11 protein-coding genes and 1 tRNA gene are annotated in these 16,631 nt (G+C 61.4%); 6 read left to right on the top strand and 6 right to left on the bottom strand.

Annotated features, from left to right (window positions below; genetic code table 11):
- Positions 1-13: 13 nt before the first annotated feature.
- From Pla111_RS04920 to Pla111_RS04905, 4 genes are all read left to right on the top strand, one after another.
- Complete coding sequence (locus tag Pla111_RS04920) at positions 14-1,045, top strand: glycosyltransferase family 8 protein (RefSeq protein ID WP_146571979.1); 1,032 nt, start codon at positions 14-16, stop codon at positions 1,043-1,045.
- A gap of 273 nt (positions 1,046-1,318) precedes the next feature.
- A complete protein-coding gene (locus tag Pla111_RS04915) occupies positions 1,319-2,644 on the top strand; it encodes an aspartate aminotransferase family protein (RefSeq protein ID WP_146571977.1) in 1,326 nt (441 codons plus the stop codon).
- A gap of 47 nt (positions 2,645-2,691) precedes the next feature.
- On the top strand, positions 2,692-4,047 hold the full coding sequence (locus Pla111_RS04910; protein WP_146571976.1) for an aspartate aminotransferase family protein: 1,356 nt from the start codon (positions 2,692-2,694) through the stop codon (positions 4,045-4,047).
- A 72-nt stretch (positions 4,048-4,119) separates the two neighbouring features.
- Entirely contained in the window at positions 4,120-5,760 is a 1,641-nt protein-coding gene (locus Pla111_RS04905) for a hypothetical protein (RefSeq protein WP_146571974.1), read from the top strand.
- Positions 5,761-6,216: 456 nt separating this feature from the next.
- Here Pla111_RS04905 and Pla111_RS04900 read toward each other — a convergent pair whose 3' ends face one another.
- Genes Pla111_RS04900 through Pla111_RS04885 form a run of 4 tightly spaced genes read right to left on the bottom strand, consistent with a single transcriptional unit; the run spans position 6,217 to position 13,140 of the window.
- The gene (locus Pla111_RS04900) at positions 6,217-9,045 is read right to left on the bottom strand and encodes a PEP-CTERM sorting domain-containing protein (protein ID WP_146571972.1); all 2,829 of its coding nucleotides are present in this window, start codon (positions 9,043-9,045) and stop codon (positions 6,217-6,219) included.
- Positions 9,042-10,601 carry a M14 family zinc carboxypeptidase gene (locus Pla111_RS04895; protein ID WP_146571970.1) on the bottom strand — a complete coding sequence of 520 codons (1,560 nt, stop codon included), beginning with the start codon at positions 10,599-10,601 and terminating at the stop codon, positions 9,042-9,044. Before Pla111_RS04895 ends, Pla111_RS04900 begins: the two co-directional genes overlap by 4 nt.
- An 18-nt stretch (positions 10,602-10,619) precedes the next feature.
- Positions 10,620-12,302 (bottom strand): gamma-glutamyltransferase family protein, encoded by a 1,683-nt coding sequence (locus Pla111_RS04890; protein ID WP_197524762.1) that lies wholly within the window; start codon positions 12,300-12,302, stop codon positions 10,620-10,622.
- 31 nt (positions 12,303-12,333) lie between these two features.
- Positions 12,334-13,140 carry a hypothetical protein gene (locus tag Pla111_RS04885; RefSeq protein ID WP_146571966.1) on the bottom strand — a complete coding sequence of 269 codons (807 nt, stop codon included), beginning with the start codon at positions 13,138-13,140 and terminating at the stop codon, positions 12,334-12,336.
- A 548-nt stretch (positions 13,141-13,688) separates the two neighbouring features.
- Between Pla111_RS04885 and Pla111_RS04880 the strand changes: the two genes are divergently transcribed.
- Both Pla111_RS04880 and Pla111_RS04875 read left to right on the top strand, forming a co-directional pair.
- Positions 13,689-14,783, top strand: a complete 1,095-nt coding sequence (locus tag Pla111_RS04880) for a DUF1559 domain-containing protein (RefSeq protein WP_197524761.1) — start codon at positions 13,689-13,691, stop codon at positions 14,781-14,783.
- Positions 14,780-15,217, top strand: a complete 438-nt coding sequence (locus Pla111_RS04875) for a VOC family protein (protein WP_146571962.1) — start codon at positions 14,780-14,782, stop codon at positions 15,215-15,217. The genes Pla111_RS04880 and Pla111_RS04875 overlap by 4 nt, the downstream gene beginning before the upstream one ends.
- A gap of 169 nt (positions 15,218-15,386) precedes the next feature.
- Here Pla111_RS04875 and Pla111_RS04870 read toward each other — a convergent pair.
- Positions 15,387-15,460: transfer RNA gene (locus tag Pla111_RS04870), tRNA-Met, on the bottom strand.
- A gap of 140 nt (positions 15,461-15,600) precedes the next feature.
- Entirely contained in the window at positions 15,601-16,419 is an 819-nt protein-coding gene (locus tag Pla111_RS04865; protein ID WP_197524760.1) for a CAAX prenyl protease-related protein, read from the bottom strand.
- Positions 16,420-16,631 lie beyond the last annotated feature (212 nt).

The following is a 16,631-nucleotide window of genomic DNA, read 5'->3' as shown; positions in this document are numbered from 1 at the left end:
GCGCTGGCTGAAGATGTCTGACGAAAGCGAAATTGTCGTTGCGACCGCTGCCGACGAAGGGTACGCCATCCCGTTGGCAGTAACGCTTCGTTCGGCCGTCAGCGCAATGCGTCCCGAGACGAAGATGCGCCTGGTGGTGCTCGACGGCGGCATCACGCCCGAAAGCCGCGGGCGGCTGATGGCAGCGGTCAAAGACCCGCGTGTCCGCGTTGACTGGTTGTTGCAAGATACGGCGGTGCTAGACGGGCTGCCCGTGTTTGGCCATGTGACGGTTGCGGCGTACCTGCGGCTGCTGCTCCCCAAGATCCTGCCGACCAGCATCGAGCGAGTGATCTATCTCGACTCGGACATGCTCGTCCGGCGCGACCTGAGCGATCTGTGGGCCGAATCGCAGGACGATGCGCCGATCTTGGCGGTGCAAGACATTGCCGCACCGTGGATGAACTCCGAAGTCGTCGCCGACAACTACGCGCAACGGTTCCCCTATCTGGCCGCGGCGAAACCGGTTGCGAACTACGAACAACTGGGGATCCGCCCCGAAGCGCCCTATTTCAATTCAGGGCTGCTGGTGATGAACCTGACTCAATGGCGCGAAGAACAGATCGCCGAGCAGGTGATGCAGTGTCTGATCGATCAGCACGAGCACGTGCTGTGGTGGGATCAGTACGCTCTCAACGTTGTGCTTGCCGATCGCTGGCGGGCGCTCGATTTCCGCTGGAATCAGGGTGCCCACGTTTATGCTTTTCCTTCCTGGCGTCAGAGCCCGGTCGGTCGGGACGCCTTCAACCAGCTCCGCTGCGACCCCTGGATTGTTCATTTCTGCTCGCCCGAGAAGCCGTGGCACGCGGCCTGTGGTCACCCCTTTCGTCGAGAATTTTTTGCAACGCTCGACACCACGCCGTGGCGCGGCTGGCGTTCGATCGCCAAGCCAGGAGACCGTGGGCTGATCGCCCGACAGCATCGGCGCAAGCTGAAAAACACGCTGCATCACTCCTTGCTGAATGCGTCGGAAAGGGTTCGCGAGCTGTGGAAGCGAGCGTCTTGAGAGCGCAGACGAGCCGAAAACCCGATGACGAGTCGGAAAGCGAATAAATCACCGGGCCGCGCAGTCCGTCCCCCAGTTAAGCGCAACCCCGCGCAATGGCAATCGACGCGGGCGTTTTCGCAGCTATTCTGAGGCACTCCCATCCCTATGTGGTCGCCTCCCCCCACCGAATCGTCGTGGGGCACTGGTTGGGGGGAGAATCGCTGCTGCGGCAGCCTTGTCGTCCGATCGGGGGGCGAAGGATTATAAATGCCGTTGACGAGAGAGATCTTGATGAGTGCAGAGTCACCGCTGGCGTCGGTCTGGGCGCGGGTGATACCGGACACCATTGTCCGCGGCGAAGGATGCTGGCTGTGGTCGGACTCGGGTCGAAAGTATCTGGACTTCACCTCGGGCATCGGCGTCACCAACACGGGTCACTGCCACCCGCGTGTTGTAGAAGCCATCCGCCATCAGGCGGGGGAGCTGCTCTTCGGGCAGATGAACTGCGTTGTGCCCGAAACTGCGTTGCGGCTCGCTGAGGCACTGACGCCGCATTTGCCCAAGGGGCTCGATCGATTCTTCTTTTCTAATAGCGGAGCCGAGGCGGTTGAGGGGGCAGTCAAGCTGGCCCGCTTCGCAACCGGCAAGCCAAACATTATCGCGCTGCAGGGAGGGTTCCACGGCCGGACGGCCATGACGATGGCACTAACCAGCAGCAAGACGGTCTATCGGGCCGGATACCAGCCGCTGCCGGCGGGCGTGTTCTTTGCGCCGTTCCCTTATCCGTTGCACTATCTTGATAGCGGGCTGTGCTTCGGCACGAACGATGGTTCTTGCCAAACCGCGGGTCACTGCGGGGGCCCCTGCGATGAAGAGCGTCTGGCCACGTTCTGCATCAGCCAGTTGAAACAGGTTCTTGCGTCGCAGTCGGCACCGAATGAAACGGCCGCGGTGCTGCTCGAACCCGTTCTGGGTGAAGGGGGGTACGTGCCGGCACCGCACACCTTCGTGCGCCAGCTGCGCGAAGTTTGCGACGAGCACGGGTTGCTGCTGATTGTCGATGAGATCCAGTCGGGCTTCGGCCGGACGGGCGAGTGGTGGCGGCACACCGGCGCGGGCGTGACGCCCGACATTCTGGTGGCGGCCAAAGGGATCGCCTCGGGGCTGCCCATGTCGGCCATCATCTCGACCAAAGAAATCATGGACCGCTGGCCCCCCGGCGCGCATGGCGGTACCTACGGCGGAGGCTCGGCAATCGCCCAGGCTGCGGCGATCGCCACGATCGAGGTGCTTCAAGAAGAAGGCCTCGTTGAGAATGCCCGCCAGCGCGGCAGGCAACTCACGGCAGCGCTCAAAGAGATTGCCCAGCAGAATCCCGAACTGCGCGAGGTGCGTGGCCCGGGACTGATGATCGGCTGCGAGTTTCAAGCCGGCGAGACCGGCAAGAAGCAAGCCTCCACTATCGCCAAACGGTGTGCGGAAGCCGGACTCTTGCTGCTCACCTGCGGTACAGCCGGCAATGTGCTGCGTTGGATCCCCCCGCTCATCGTCACCGCCGAGGAGATCGACCACGGCCTGTCGATCTTTCACCAGGCGCTCGACGAAGCGCTGGCTTGACCTATCCTATGTACTCCGTTCCCGACCCAATCTCACCTAGTGGCATCATGCGAACTGCTGCGGCACAAAGCATCCGTCTAATAACCGAAGTTCCCGGCCCCAAAAGTCGGGCCCTACTCGCACGACGTGTTGCCGCAATTCCCTCGGGACTAGGAAACTCGACCGAGGTCGGCATCTCACACGCCCACGGTGCGCTGGTGACCGATGTCGATGGCAATCAGCTGATCGACATGGCAGGCGGCATCGGCATGATCAATGTCGGCCACACGCCCGATGCGGTTGTCGAGGCGATCCGCGATCAAGCTGGCAAGCTCATCCACTGCAGCGCCCTCGTTGGCTCGTACGAGCCCTACATCGAGCTCTGCGAGATGCTCAACGCCGCAGCGCCGGGCGACATGGCGAAAAAAACCCTCCTGGTCAATACGGGCAGCGAGGCGGTTGAGAACGCCGTGAACCTCGCGCGGTCTTTTACGGGTCGACAGGGAGTGATCTGTTTCGACGGTGCCTACCACGGTCGCACCCAGCTCGCGCTGAGCCTCACCAGCAAGTACAGCCTGTTCAAGAAAGGGTTCGGCCCGTTTTGTAGCGAGATCTATCGGTTTGCGACACCCAACTTGTACCGTAAGCCCGCAACGATGAGCGACGAACAGTTCATCGATTGGATCTGCGCTGAATTCGATAACGGCTTGATTGCACGGGTGGATCCCTCGGCCGTGGCGGCGGTCATCATTGAGCCGGTCCAGGGCGAGGCGGGGTTCGTGCCGATGCCCCCTCGCTTCTTAGCGCACCTTCGCCGGCGGTGCGACGAGCACGGCATCGTCTTTATCGCAGACGAAATCCAGTCGGGGATGGGACGTACCGGCAAGCTCTTTTCGATCGAGCATACAACGGTCGTGCCCGACGTGGTTGTCACCGCAAAGTCACTCGGTGCCGGAACGCCGATTGCCGCGGTAACCGGCCGGTCGGAGATTATGGACTCTACCCATCGGGGAGGCGTGGGAGGTACCTATGGCGGCAGCCCGCTCGCTTGCCGGGCCGCGATTGAAGCGGTCAAGCAGATCCAGAGCCCCGCGTTTCAGCAGCGTGCCGAGGTGGTTGGCGATCGGATCGCCGCCCGGCTCGACACCTGGAAGGAGCGTTTCTCGCTCGTTGGCGATGTCCGCGGCCTGGGCGCGATGCGGTTGGTGGAGTTTGTCCTCGACAGGCAAGCGCGCACCCCCGCTCCGGAGCACACGCTGCGGATCATCCAACGGGCGGTCTCCGGCGGCCTGCTGCTGATCCGCGCTGGGCTGTACAGCAACTGCATCCGCTTGCTGCCGCCGATCGTCATCACCAACGAGCAACTCGACGAAGCGCTCGACGTGCTCGAAGCCGCTATCGCTGAGGTGGACGACGCGCGTTGAGGCTCACGCTGCCGGCGTTTCAACTATAGTGGGGGAGAATCTTCTCCCCCGCCCATCGCGCTGAGACCGATCATGTCTTCCACCGATCGCCGCCGCCTTGGTCCCCGGTTTGCCGCTCTGCTGATCGTGGCGTCTTGCCCCGCCGCGCTCGCGCTGAACGCCGACCAATCGCTCGGACTTACGACCGCCAACGGCTGGCGGGCCTTCGAGTTGCTCTCCCAAGGCGACTCTCTCGCTGGCATCGGCGACGCGGGCTATGGCTCGACGATGACACGCGGCCTGTTCGATGGCTTAGGGCTCTATCGCGACGGGATGGAACTTTCGGTTTGGTTGAACCACGAGACCACCTCTGCTGCCATCAGTCGGGTCGATCTTGACCTGACACAAATGCGGAGCGCGATTGATAGCGTCATCGCTGGTGGGGGGGGAGCGGGGTTCACTCCGGTACTCGGTGTTGGTTACGCCTACGACGCCATTTACGATGGCGGCTATCACGCGGTGAACCAGCCGCTGCCCATCGCCATCGGCACGACGGCAGTCGCCGCATACAGCAGCTCGAATTTCTCCCGCTTCTGCAGCGGCACGTCGCACCCGAGAGAGGCTTTTGGCCCGGGCAGGGGGTTTCTCGATTCTCTTTACCTAACGGGCGAAGAAGTCACCGGGGGGCATTTCTATGCGCTCGATGAATCCACCCGCACGCTGTGGGAAGCAACCGATCTGGGCTTAGGAAGCTGGGAGAACGCCGCGGCGGTCGATACCGGAAATGAAACACACGTGGCGCTGGTTTTGAGTTCCGATGTCGGCAGCGGAACGGGCGACTACCTGCGACTCTACGTTGGTCGCAAAGAGATCGACGCCAACGGCGATGGTGCCATTGATTTCCTGGAGCGCAACGGGCTGCGCGGGGGCGACGTCTATTATTTCGTTCCCAACAGCGGCAGCACGACCGATCTGCCCGACGGTGCCGTCAGCGGCCTGTGGAGCAACTCAACGGCCGGCGCGTTGCGCGAAACCAAATTAGAAGACATCCACACCAACCCGGCGAACGGGCGGCAACTGGTGCTCGCCGACCAAACCGATGGGATCTACCGACTGCAGGTCGACCTGGCGTTTACGCCCGCGGGGACGCTTGACGTGGCCAACTCGCCGATCGCGATCGACCAGCTTGACGATGACGACGTCGCACCGATCGGCGCGCCGGACAATGTCACTTGGTCACGCGACGGCAAACTGTACGTGCAGGAAGATGGCGACGGCGATCAGATCTTTCAGATGAACGCCGAGGGCGGGGGGATCTCGTTGTTAGCGACCGCCGCCAGCGAGCCTTCCGGCGTGATCGATGCCTCCGAATTACTGGGGTACTACCCCGGCAGCGTGCTGCTGACCTCCCTTCAAGGAGGCATCAATCCGGCGCAGTTAGGGGTGCTCGTCGCGCCGACGGCAACGCGACTCTTGCCTGGCGATTACAATCGGGACGGCGTGGTCGATACCAACGATTACTCGTCGTGGGCGGCTGACTACAGCACCGCCACCTTCTCAATGGCGGACGGCAACGAAGACGGCGTGGTCGATCTGGCCGACTACACGGTGTGGCGCGACCACGCGGGCCCAGTCATCGGTGCGCGTTCCAGGGGTGCCGTTCCCGAGCCCACGAGCGTTGTTCTCGGGATGCTGCTGATCTTCGCGGCAAAGTTGAATCTACGGCGAGACTGACGTCTTCAGACCCCTGATCCTGCTGAACGCGAGTAGCGGCAGAGGGATTCGAACCGCCGACACGCGGATTCGGCTCGAATAGCAGCCCCATCGATCAGCGACACCCCCGCTACTTCTATGCGATACGCTCGTAAGGCGGGATCTGCCAACCAGTACCAAAGACCAACCTAGATCATCGGTCGGCGGGCTGTGACGAAGCATGGGGCAGAGTTGCCCATGGTCAAGCGAGAAAACGGCAACGCTCCCTTCGGCCTAGCAGAAAGGAGCGTTGCTGAGGAACCATCCGGGCCGGCTCACCAGGAATACTGCTGGTGAGGACCCTGCTGTCCGAGTCGTTTTTGTTCACGCTCCGGTCTATAACGATTTCAAGCTCATTCGACTTGATGATTACAGACTAAAGACGTATTCAACCCCAAGCCCGATCGACTCGTTGAGCGATCCGTCTAAAAGGTCGCGTCAGTCTTGGCAGCGTTGTAGTCGTACGGCTGAGAGGCACGCACAAGCAGCCAGCAGTACCGACAGCGGCTCGGGGATAGAGACCGCACTAGAAGCTAGTCCCGTCGAGCCGAAGTTGTTTACCCATATCGTGTAGTCGGCTGCCGTGAAGAGGCCCGAAGCGTTATCACGCCAAACGGTGTAGTCGGCGACATCGACGGTGCCATCGAGGTTGTAGTCACCAGCGATACCCGCCGAGACTTCCACATTACCGGCGAAGACCGCCCCTCCCGCCGCGTCGCGATAATCGAAGGTGATGAGTTGCTCATCACCCGTAAGATCAACTACGCCGCCGAGGGGGATCGCTTCTCCGGCTGAAACGATTGAACTCGACAGAAGGAAAGACTCCGAGAGAACGTCCTCATCGGAGCCGCCCGCCTCGGTCCAGCGCTCGCCGATGCCGTCGCCGGCGGTCGAGCCCGCATCAGGCCCGTCAACCGCGTCAACGCCGCGCGTCTGGAGGCTATTCCACCGCCCCGGCAGCAGCGAACCATCTCCGCTACCTACGCGGTAGTAGTCGATATCGAATACGGTTGTCGTGTCATTGATGATTGCCGCATAGCCGCTCTTGGGGTGTACGCGAAGTGTCAGCAGATCGGGCTCGACTATGATCGGAAGCTGGTCCGCAAGGTACAAACGGTCTAGCAGGACGTTGTCTCCCGAGAGATCGTTGTTAAGCGTTAGCCGCACCGCCTCGATACCGCGCGAGGGATCAAGCACTCCCGAGCCAATCGTTGCAAAGGAGGAGCCGGCGTTGTTGGAGTAGAGCACTTCGTAGGTATCGTTATCCAGGTCGGCAGCGAGAACCGCGATGAACTTATCTGTCTGCACCAAACTGCCTCCGTTCAATACGGAGGCTGAGATGTTGCTTGCCCCGGTGCCGATTGCGATACCGTTAAGCTCAAGAACGTTGGTATCGGTACGTGTGATACGAAACTCAGCCGTCACAGCCGTGCTGCGTGGGTCGGCGTTGATGAAAGAGAGGCGAATCTCTTCATTCTCGTTAACATCCAGTGCGCTCTGGAAGTTCCAGGTGAGTTCCATTACGCCGTACACCAACCCCGTGGTGATTCCCGGGTTGATGTCAATGTAGTTAGTACCGAACTCTACATTGGCTTTCAGCGAGGCATTAAGCTGTCCCAAACCGTTGGTAACCACATCGGTAGTATCCGCGTCAACATCCCAGGTGTTGCCCGGATTGGCGGAGTTAACCAGCGCGGAAAGAGGGGTTCCGGCCGTATCGTTAAATAGGAAGTCTTCAAAGAAGACCGCTTCAGCCTGCGGCGCTACCAGCATCAGAAGAAAGGCGACAACAGACAAGACGCCGAGGCGACCGAGCTTGAAGCTATCAGCGGGACGGTTGTTGAGCTTTGCGGGAGACATGCTGCAAGTTCCATGGCGACGGCGAGTACTAACAGTGGACAACAGGACGATTGCGAGCAGAGCCCCAGACGCTGGCTCGGGAACTGCGGTCAGCAGCAGCGCAAAGGAGCCCGTCCCGTTGGCGTCTTCGTAGGCCGCCTTGAACAGTGAGAAGTCGACAACATCGTTGGTGCCGCTGCCGTTCAGGTCGCCACGTTGGTAGGCAAAGGCCTGCGACAGGCTTGAGAGATCCGTCTCGGCGTTAGCCACCAGGATACTGTAGTCGTCGGCATCAATCGTGCCGTCAAAATCGAGGTCCCCGGTTGCCCACTTAACTCCCCCGTTGTTGATAAAATTCACGTCGAGCGTGCGAACCCCGCCCCCGCTGATGCTCAGCTGGGCTCGCACATCTTCGATCGGGCTCCGCACCCAAAGCCCGGGTGCCGCAGCAGGGGAGATGTCGAGTTGCTGAGTGGCACCCGCAGTCAAGGTTCCGCTAAAACCGCTGAGTTGGGTGAGATCAATCGACTCACTCGCTGAGAAGAGGCTGACGCCGGTGATGCCGGTAACCGAGGCTCCAGAGGTGTTTCTTAGCGTCATCGCTCCGGTGACGCGATTGACATCCAGAGTGATAAGATCGGTGAGCGGGTTGGTGTCGCTCACCACAATACGATCGACGTTCACCTGCTCGGTCAGCACAAACGGGGGAAAGTTCTCGGCCCCCATGTTGTTGGTTGCCATGCGGATGGAATTGGCATTTCGCACACGTGAAACGCCTCCCATGCCGAGCGCCTGCGAGGGCTGTGTTCCGCTCTTGTAAAATATCTCGTAGCTGTTGCTGTCTTTGTCCAGAGCGAGCACAAGTGTGAACGGCTGCGACTGGATGTTCGGAACGATTACTGTTTGATCGATATTGAACGAGCCAGCGGTGCCAATCGCGTCTCCGAAGATTTCCATTGATCCGGTGTCGGGATTGCGGCGAATCTGAGCCTGCGCTGTTACAGAAGAACCACTGGTCCCCGTATCGTCATCGAGAAAAGTCAGCCGGAATTGCTCGGCGTTTGTGTTGTCGTAGGTACCAAAGTTCCAGCTTGAAAGTGTCGCGGAGTAGTAGATACGTCCGCTGCTTGTATTGGCGATGTTCAGGTAGCGTGATTCGATCCCGGGCGCGAAATCGCTATCCGTGACAATCCGATAGGCCCCCGCCTGCACGGTCGAGATATCGCCGGTGAGGTCATCGCCGGGGGTGGTCGCTTGTTCGGCGTACGACCATAGGTTGGTGGGGTTGATCGCGTTCACCGCGGTGGTGAGCGTTGTTCCGTTCGCGTCGTTGAATTCAAAACGCTCCAAATCGAGTGCTGCCGCGGGCTTAATGAGCAGCAGACCGAGCGCTAGAAATCCGAGAGCTAAGGGACTAAATCGGTTCATCGTGGGTATTCTCCGAAGGGGCGTAAAACGCAGCGCCGGTGTATCCGAAAGAAAAAAAGAAGCGGGGCCAGCATCACAGCTGTTGCCGGCTCGGGGACTCCAGCCACGAGCAAGGCGAACGCCGCCTGGCCGTTTGTGGCGATATACAAATCTTTAAACAAGATGAAGTCTTCAACATCGTTGGCGCCGTTCAGATCAAGATCACCCCGCGCGTAGGCGTCGAATGGCGTGAACGCTGACAGGTCGGTTTCAGCATTGGCTGACAGGATGAGCCAGTCTGCCCCATCAACCTGGCCATCGAAGTTGAGATCGCCCGTGGGCGTTGCCAAAGTGTCAGCCAGCGCTCTGCCGAAGTTCGTGCCTAGCGTGACAAAACGATCTTCGTTTTCGCCAGCGATAAAGCGGGTCTCGAAGGTCATCGTGAATCCGGCGTTGAGCTCGAAGAGTCCGAACTTGGCCCCGGTGTCATCGATCAGGTCGGCGTCAAACGTTTGCAGCGTCGGCTCGAGTTGCTGCAGCCGAGTCCAAAAGGGATTTAGATGGAATCCACGGTCGATATCGATAAACCCAAAATGACCGGGGCCCTTCTGAACCGTTGAGTGGAAGTCGATGAAGAAATCGACGTCGGAAGCCGTATCTGTCTTCATCGCTTCCCCGACAATGGCGATCTCGGGTTGGCCATCGTAAAGGGGGGGGTCCCAAGAGCGGTTGGGGTCGCGATTGACATCCTCGACGGTGCCGCGGTTGTATCCCGCCAAGCGGCCATCGGGGTTCGCCATCGGATAGACGTAGAAGTCAGCGCGGCGTCTGAGAATCGCTGCTCCCAGATCGTCGCTCAACAGATAATCCACCATGGCTTCCAGCGTGTGGTTGCCTAGCGTTTCGTTGGCGTGGACCCCGCCGAGTAAAACGACTTTTGCTTTCAGGCCCGTCGCAGCAGGATCGGTAATCCGGTAGCCAAAGAGGTCTTGCTGAGGAATCACCCGCCCAAGGTCGTCAACCCCCCCGGGAGATTGCCCAATCACCAGCTGACTGTTCGCCGAAGCTGTAGGCGATACCCACGGGCTTGTCGCAATAGAAGCGGTGTGGGCGACCGATCGGGCAACCGGATAGGGAAGCCCGTAAGCAACCCACACCCGATCCGAGGTGAACGCCGTATCGTTGAAGAAGGTGAACGTGTTGGCTGTGGCGTTGCGGGAATTGTTGTCGAAAAAGTTCCAGTTTTCTTGGTCGTAGCTATAGACCATCGCGTGGGTGTTCAGATTGCTTCCGCCGGTCTCGAATTCATCGTCGATCCGGAAGGTCGGCGTGGCGTTTAGAACCCCGTCTGCTGAGAAGTACGTCCACTTCCAGTTGCCCGGATTGTAATTATCCCGACCCGCCAGCTGCACCAGGTTGCCAATCACCGCGCTACCAGCCTCGTCCAGCGATCCGCTATCGAAGTCGGCATCGAGCGTGATCTGAGCCCGCAAGCTCGCCGGCAAGCTGATCGCGAGTAGAACAAGAGTAACGCGAGTGGCGATCAATTCTGAGAGACCCAAAGGACAAGGAGGCAAACGAAACGATCGAGCGATTCAATCGCCATCGGCTGAATTGGTACGGCGTGTATCCGCCACGGCAATCAGCTTGCCACCAGGTTGGTAGCCAATGGCGTTGCCACCGCCAAAGTACAGCCCATTGGCTGGCTTGCGCTCCGTGGCCCATCCCAACTGAGCAAGCTCGCGCCGCAATGTGGCGAGTTCCTCTTCGGTAGCGCCCTCTTCAAGGTCAACAAGGTTCTTGGGTTGCTTCGCCGTGATCGGCCGTCGCAAGTGGAAGCGAGGCCGTCGGAAAGCTTCTTCGAGTGGCACTCGAGCGCCGAGCGTGTCGGCCACAATCTGGAGCGTCATGGTCGGTATGCGTTGTCCGCCGGGAAGGCCCACGGCGAGCGTCGGCAGCCCATCGCGTGTAGCAATAACCGGCGACACGGTGCTGCGAGCCAACTTATTAGCACCCGCGTAGTTGGGCGATTCACGCCATCCGGTCGCGAAATTGCTCATGCTGTCGTTGAGCACGACACCGGTTCCCGGCGCGACGACTGCCGCTCCAAAGTGCAAACTGAGCGATTGCGTTAGGCTCACCATGTTCCCGGCTGCATCAGCTACTACCAGGTGCGTCGTTCCGGCGGACAGTTCACACTCGATCCCCTCGTCGGCCTCCCGATCGCGAAGCGCATTAACCGGATCGAGCGCGGTGGGATCGGGATTCAATCGGGCGGCGTCGTGCGCCACCGAACGAAGTGTTGCCTCGGAGAGAAGCTCCCACGAAACGCCTTCGGCTTCAGGGGTGTCAGCCACTTCACGTGTCACACGCGGATAAAGCACGCGCAGCAGCCTGCCGAATCGATCGATGTAGTCCGCGTTGCGCTCAATCGGCAGAGGTCCTTGCATGTGTTCCGAAGCACGCAACGCGGCCAGCACCGTAGCACCTCCGGTGAGGGGGGCGGGACTGCTGTACACGCGGTGGCCGTTAAAGTTAACCGCCAGCGGTTCGGTAAAACGTGGCTTGTAACCAGAGAAGTCGGCGCTCGTGAGCGGGGCCCCAGCGGCTTGGGCCGCATCGACAATCCGCTGCGCCGTTTCCCCCCGATAGAAGCCGTCGGCACCATGGTCGGCAAAGCGACGCAGTGTCTCGGCGAGATCGGCGTTGCGCAGCTTCGCCCCGACCGGTGGGGTCTTCTTGTTCAGCAAATAGAGCGCACAGGCTTCGGCGTCGTTTGCCAGATCATTTTGATGCGGGGCCCAGAGCTCACGCATTTCTTCGGAAACAACGATTCCTTCCTCGGCCAAACGGGCCGCGGGGGCGACCAGCTTGGCCCACGGGTACGTCCCCCACCGCTCATAAGCGGCGTGCAATCCCGCGGGCAGGCCCGGCACGCCCACCGCATGGTAACCATACTTGCGGGCAGCTCCGGGCAGCTCCGTGAAGCGTTCGACATCCATCGCCGCGGCGGACGGGCACAGGGCAAGAACGCACGAGACCTTGCCGGTCGTGGCGTCGTGGTACAGCAGTACCATCTTGCCACCCAGCCCCGATCCATACGGCTCGGCAACGCCCAGCGTCAGCGACGCGGCAATCGCGGCGTCCACCACGTTGCCGCCATCGCGCAGCACGGCCAACCCCGCCGCGGTCGCGGCAGGGTGGCCGGTTGCAATCGCCCATTTTGTTGCTTCGACCGAATCGCAAACGCCCGTGCTCGGCCAAGCTGCGGACAGCACGGCTAACGCAACTCGGCAGACGGACCTGAGCCTAAGCACGCCGGCGTCCCTGAGGCATCAGAAGGGCCGCCAGGAGCAGCGCGACCCCGGCCGGCTCGGGCACCACCGAGAGGGCGAAGCGCTCCACCAGCAACGAGTCGTTAGAAAAATCTTCGTTGAGGACAAATCGGACCGATTCGACACCGCGCGCCGGATCTAGCGCGCCCACCGTGGCTGCGAGGAACGTCGTGCCGCCGTCTGCCGAATAGAAAAGCTCCAGCGTATCGGCGTCGAGGTCGGCCTTGAGGATCGTCAGCAAGCTGCCGCTGCTGCCCAGCGTGATGACCGAGGTATCCGTGCTGCCTGTGCCGACCGCGTTGCCGACGAGCTCAACCGTGGTCGCCGAGGTGCGTGTGAAAAAGATTTCGCCGGTGACAAAGGTGCTCCGCGGGTCATTGGCAATCAACGACAGCCGGAATTCTTCGTCCTGTGCGGTGTCGTAAACCTGCTCGTCAAACGCCCAGCTAACCTCAAACAGGCCGTAAACAACTCCGGAACTGATCGTCGGCAGGTCTGAGTAGACCGAACCAAACTCGGTATTGTTCTTACCCGAACCGTCAAACTGCCCGGTGCCGTTGGTCGCTGCCGAAGCGAAGTCCGCGTCTGTGTCGAACGGAGCCGCCGGACTGGCAGAGTTCAGCGTGCTCTCGATCGGCGTGCCTAGCGCGTCGTCAAACCGAAAATCGGTCAACAACAGGCCCGCGTTGAACTCGGTCAGCGGCGTCGCCAACGCGGGCGCTGCCAGCGTGGCTGCCAGCGTCAGGGTAAACAGCGACAGGGAAAGGCGTAGCTTGCTCATCGGATCTCACTCCAGGTGGCGGTGCCCAAGAAGAAATAAAGCACAAACGGTGGATTAGTGGGGCATGGTTTGGCAGCCCTCGGCAGCTCGGTCACGGACCGAAGCGCTACCCAAAAGAGAAGCCGTACAAGCCAATCGCGCAGCAAAAAGGCGGAGCATCTCCAACACATGCCTCGGGCACGCAAGGGAAAGGAAACAACTCCGCCTGCTTCTAACGGTTCCGCTTCGTTCCTGTGGCAGCCAGCTTGGCTGCGGGCCTCTCTACCCCTACAGGAAAACGTTATGATAGGCAGCGGAGAGTGCCCGGGGGAACACCCTAGGCGGCAGATTCCCCCCCTTTTCTGCCGTCGCCTCGCCTACCTACATGCACCGGGTTCTCAGGTTTCTTGGTGAGAATCCGCTTTCCAACCGAGGCGGCAGACGTCTAAACTGCCCTCGGACAGCGAGTGCGGCAGGCGGAACTCACCTAGCGACTCATCCCCGAGCATGCCTATCGGCTTGGTTCGGATGGCTGTGGCTAACCTAGTTCTCTGATGGGGCTCATACCGATGTCGTGTTCTTACGCTGCCTGTTCGCTTGCGCACACCTCCCGACGACGGTCCGCCCGGCACCGCGGCTTCACTCTCGTCGAACTGCTGGTTGTGATCGCGATCATCGGCATTCTGGTCGCGCTGCTGCTGCCCGCGGTGCAGGCGGCACGCGAGGCGGCACGCCGCTCTTCCTGCTCGAACAACATCCGCCAGGTGGGGCTAGCGCTGCTGAATTACGAAAGCGCCCAAGGCGCTCTGCCGGAAGCGGCGCGGCAACGCACAACCGGCGGTAGCAATCCCACCCAGTTCAGCTGGATCACGCGCATCATGCGCTACGTCGAAGAGGCTTCGGCCTACGACGCCGCTGATTGGGAGATCCCCATGGCCGAACGCAACACCGCCGGCAACACGGCCCACCACATCGAGTTCGCAACTTTCCGCTGCCCTTCGAGTGAGCCGGTTGGCGTGCCTGACGGCATGAGTTGGTATGGAGCGCGGGGTAACTATGTGGCCAACGCCGGGATCGGGTGGATCTACATGGACGATCCCGACCCCAATCAGTGCAAGTACGCGAATCCTTTTGTGGGGATCCTCGCTCAAGACCCCTACGGGTCGGGGATGGTCGAGCCGCCGCCCCACCTCGATTTTTGTCCCTCGGGCCGAACCTCGATGATCCGCTTAGGAGCGTTTCAGGTAAATCGCGGGCTCAAGCTTGCGCAGGCCGCTGACGGCACGAGCAAGACCGCCGCCGTTGCCGAGATCATCACCGTACCCGGTCAAGATACCCGCGGCGTCATGCACTTCGGCGCGGGCGCACTCTACATGCACGACCAGACGCCCAACACACTGCAAGCGACCATTAACGGCACAACCGCCGCCTGGAGTGACTGGACACGCTACTGCGCTCCGGACGATCCCCGTGCCCCATGCCGCAACAACTCCAAAGAGTGGGCCGGACAATGGCAGCACAACGCCCGCAGCGAGCACCCGGGCGGGGTCCACCTAGTGCGACTCGACGGTGGCGCGACGTTTGTCAACGATGAGGTCGAACTGTCCGTGTGGCAAGCCTATTGCACGCCCAATGGTAGTGAGATTGCGGTCGGAGAGCTGTGACCCCTCTCACCCCGTTTCATGTTGCGCTGCAGGTCCGCAACCTCGCTGAAGCACGCCATTTTTACGGCGAAGTGCTCGGTTGTCCTGAAGGGCGGAGCAGCGATCGGTGGATCGATTTCAACCTGTTCGGGCACCAGTTTGTTGTGCACTTGAATCCCGAACTGGGTACCGCGGGGCGGGTTAGCCAGTACGTTAACCCCGTGGATGGTCACGGCGTTCCCGTGCCCCACTACGGGGTGGTACTCGAGAGGGAAGACTGGCAAAAACTTGCCGATCGTCTTCGGGCGCACCAGGTTGAATGGGTCATCGAGCCCTACACGCGCTTCGCCGGCCAACCGGGCGAGCAGGCGACGCTGTTCGTGCTCGACCCGAGCGGCAACGCGTTGGAGTTCAAATCGTTTGTCGACATCGCCGGCCAACTCTTTGCAACCTAGATCGCGCCGCAATCAGCGGCGGTGACCTCCACCGATACCAAGCTGCCGCCAAGAAAGAGGCCACTTCGCCTGCAGCCCCCAGCGCGTGCAAACCCAGCACTTCCAGCCCCCAGGCGATTGCCGATGGGGGAGCCTACGGCTTACGCCTGGGTGAGACTTGCAACGCGAGTAGCGGCGGAGGGATTCGAACCCCCGACACGCGGATTATGATTCCGCTGCTCTAACCGACTGAGCTACGCCGCCAATGAACCGGTGCCTGCTGCTAAGGGGGCAGGGACGGCTTGGCTAGCTCCCTAAAATATCTCCCCCCCGGGGGGTGCGTCTAGGCACGGTCCGCAGAGCCCCGACCGAAGGGGGGGTGCCGACCGACTGCGGTGCGCGGCCTACCACAGCTCCCAAGACCCCGTCTGAACGACATAGAGACCCAGCAGCAAGTTCGTCACGGCGTGCGCCGCCACACAATCCCAGTAGTTTTTGGTCCGCACCATCAAGAGCGTCACGAGCGAGAACCAGACCAGCGCCGCCAGCTTCTCGGGGTGGTACAGCATGGGGAAGGCGGTTCCCACGAGCGCCGCCTGGACCGTTACCCGGCCGAAAGGCACACGCCAGAAGTTGGGGCTCACGACGTTCCGCATCAGCCAGCCGCGGAGCAAAAGTTCTTCGAACAGGGGGACCAGCACCACCAACCCGAGGAAGCGCACCGCCAGGAATCCGTTGCGGTAGGCGGGCGAGCCCTCGAGTTGCTCGAACGGATTGAAGGCGGGTCGCTCGACGCCGAGCCCCAGCATCTGGAGGAACTTGGCGACCAGCGACTCGGGGCCCAGGGTCGCCATCAGACGGCCTTCGAGCCCCAATTTGCAGCACCCGATCCAGGCGACCACGCCCACCACGCCCACCACGATCGCCAACGGCGAAACCCGCAGACGCCACTGCCGCCACGCTGCTGCCCCCAACCACAGGGCCAGCGCCGTCAAAGCCAGCTTGGTCGTGTACAGGGCCGGATAGTCGGCATAGGTGAAGCCCCACGAGTTCGCCCGGGCGGCTTCGCCTGGAGCGGGGGCCGAGGGCTCGAGGCTGCTCAGGAGCAGGTAAACCGCCATCGGCAGCACATAGGGCCACGTGCTGTCGCTCGCCAGGGCGCGGATCCCCAGGGTGCCGGGCACGGGCTCAGCCGGGGGATCCGTTGACGGAGGGGGTGACATCGCAGGGGAAGGCAAGGACATGCAGCAGGCCGAGGCGATCGGGGAAAGGCTGACAGGGCAGAAAAGTGCTTAGCCGAACGGGGGAACAGGGGAGCGGACGAACCATCGGGAGACCGCCGGGGCCACCCAGAGGGCGGGGCAGAGCGGTCAAGATCACCCAAGTTAGAGCGCCACGCTCCGACCTCGGTAGGGCGATTGGACCGTCCGGGCGG

It is taken from the genome of Botrimarina hoheduenensis, assembly GCF_007859815.1.
GTDB lineage: Bacteria > Planctomycetota > Planctomycetia > Pirellulales > Lacipirellulaceae > Botrimarina > Botrimarina hoheduenensis.
Note: the sequence above shows the minus strand (reverse complement) of the source record. Positions and strands in the feature narration are given on the sequence as shown.

Bases quoted from the DNA above. Each gene is read 5' to 3' on its own strand.
- Pla111_RS04920 (WP_146571979.1), top strand. From the start codon at position 14: ATGTCTGACGAAAGCGAAATTGTCGTTGCGACCGCTGCCGACGAAGGG.
- Pla111_RS04915 (WP_146571977.1), top strand. From the start codon at position 1,319: ATGAGTGCAGAGTCACCGCTGGCGTCGGTCTGGGCGCGGGTGATACCG.
- Pla111_RS04910 (WP_146571976.1), top strand. From the start codon at position 2,692: ATGCGAACTGCTGCGGCACAAAGCATCCGTCTAATAACCGAAGTTCCC.
- Pla111_RS04905 (WP_146571974.1), top strand. From the start codon at position 4,120: ATGTCTTCCACCGATCGCCGCCGCCTTGGTCCCCGGTTTGCCGCTCTG.
- Pla111_RS04900 (WP_146571972.1), bottom strand. From the start codon at position 9,045: ATGAACCGATTTAGTCCCTTAGCTCTCGGATTTCTAGCGCTCGGTCTG.
- Pla111_RS04885 (WP_146571966.1), bottom strand. From the start codon at position 13,140: ATGAGCAAGCTACGCCTTTCCCTGTCGCTGTTTACCCTGACGCTGGCA.
- Pla111_RS04880 (WP_197524761.1), top strand. From the start codon at position 13,689: ATGTCGTGTTCTTACGCTGCCTGTTCGCTTGCGCACACCTCCCGACGA.
- Pla111_RS04865 (WP_197524760.1), bottom strand. From the start codon at position 16,419: ATGTCACCCCCTCCGTCAACGGATCCCCCGGCTGAGCCCGTGCCCGGC.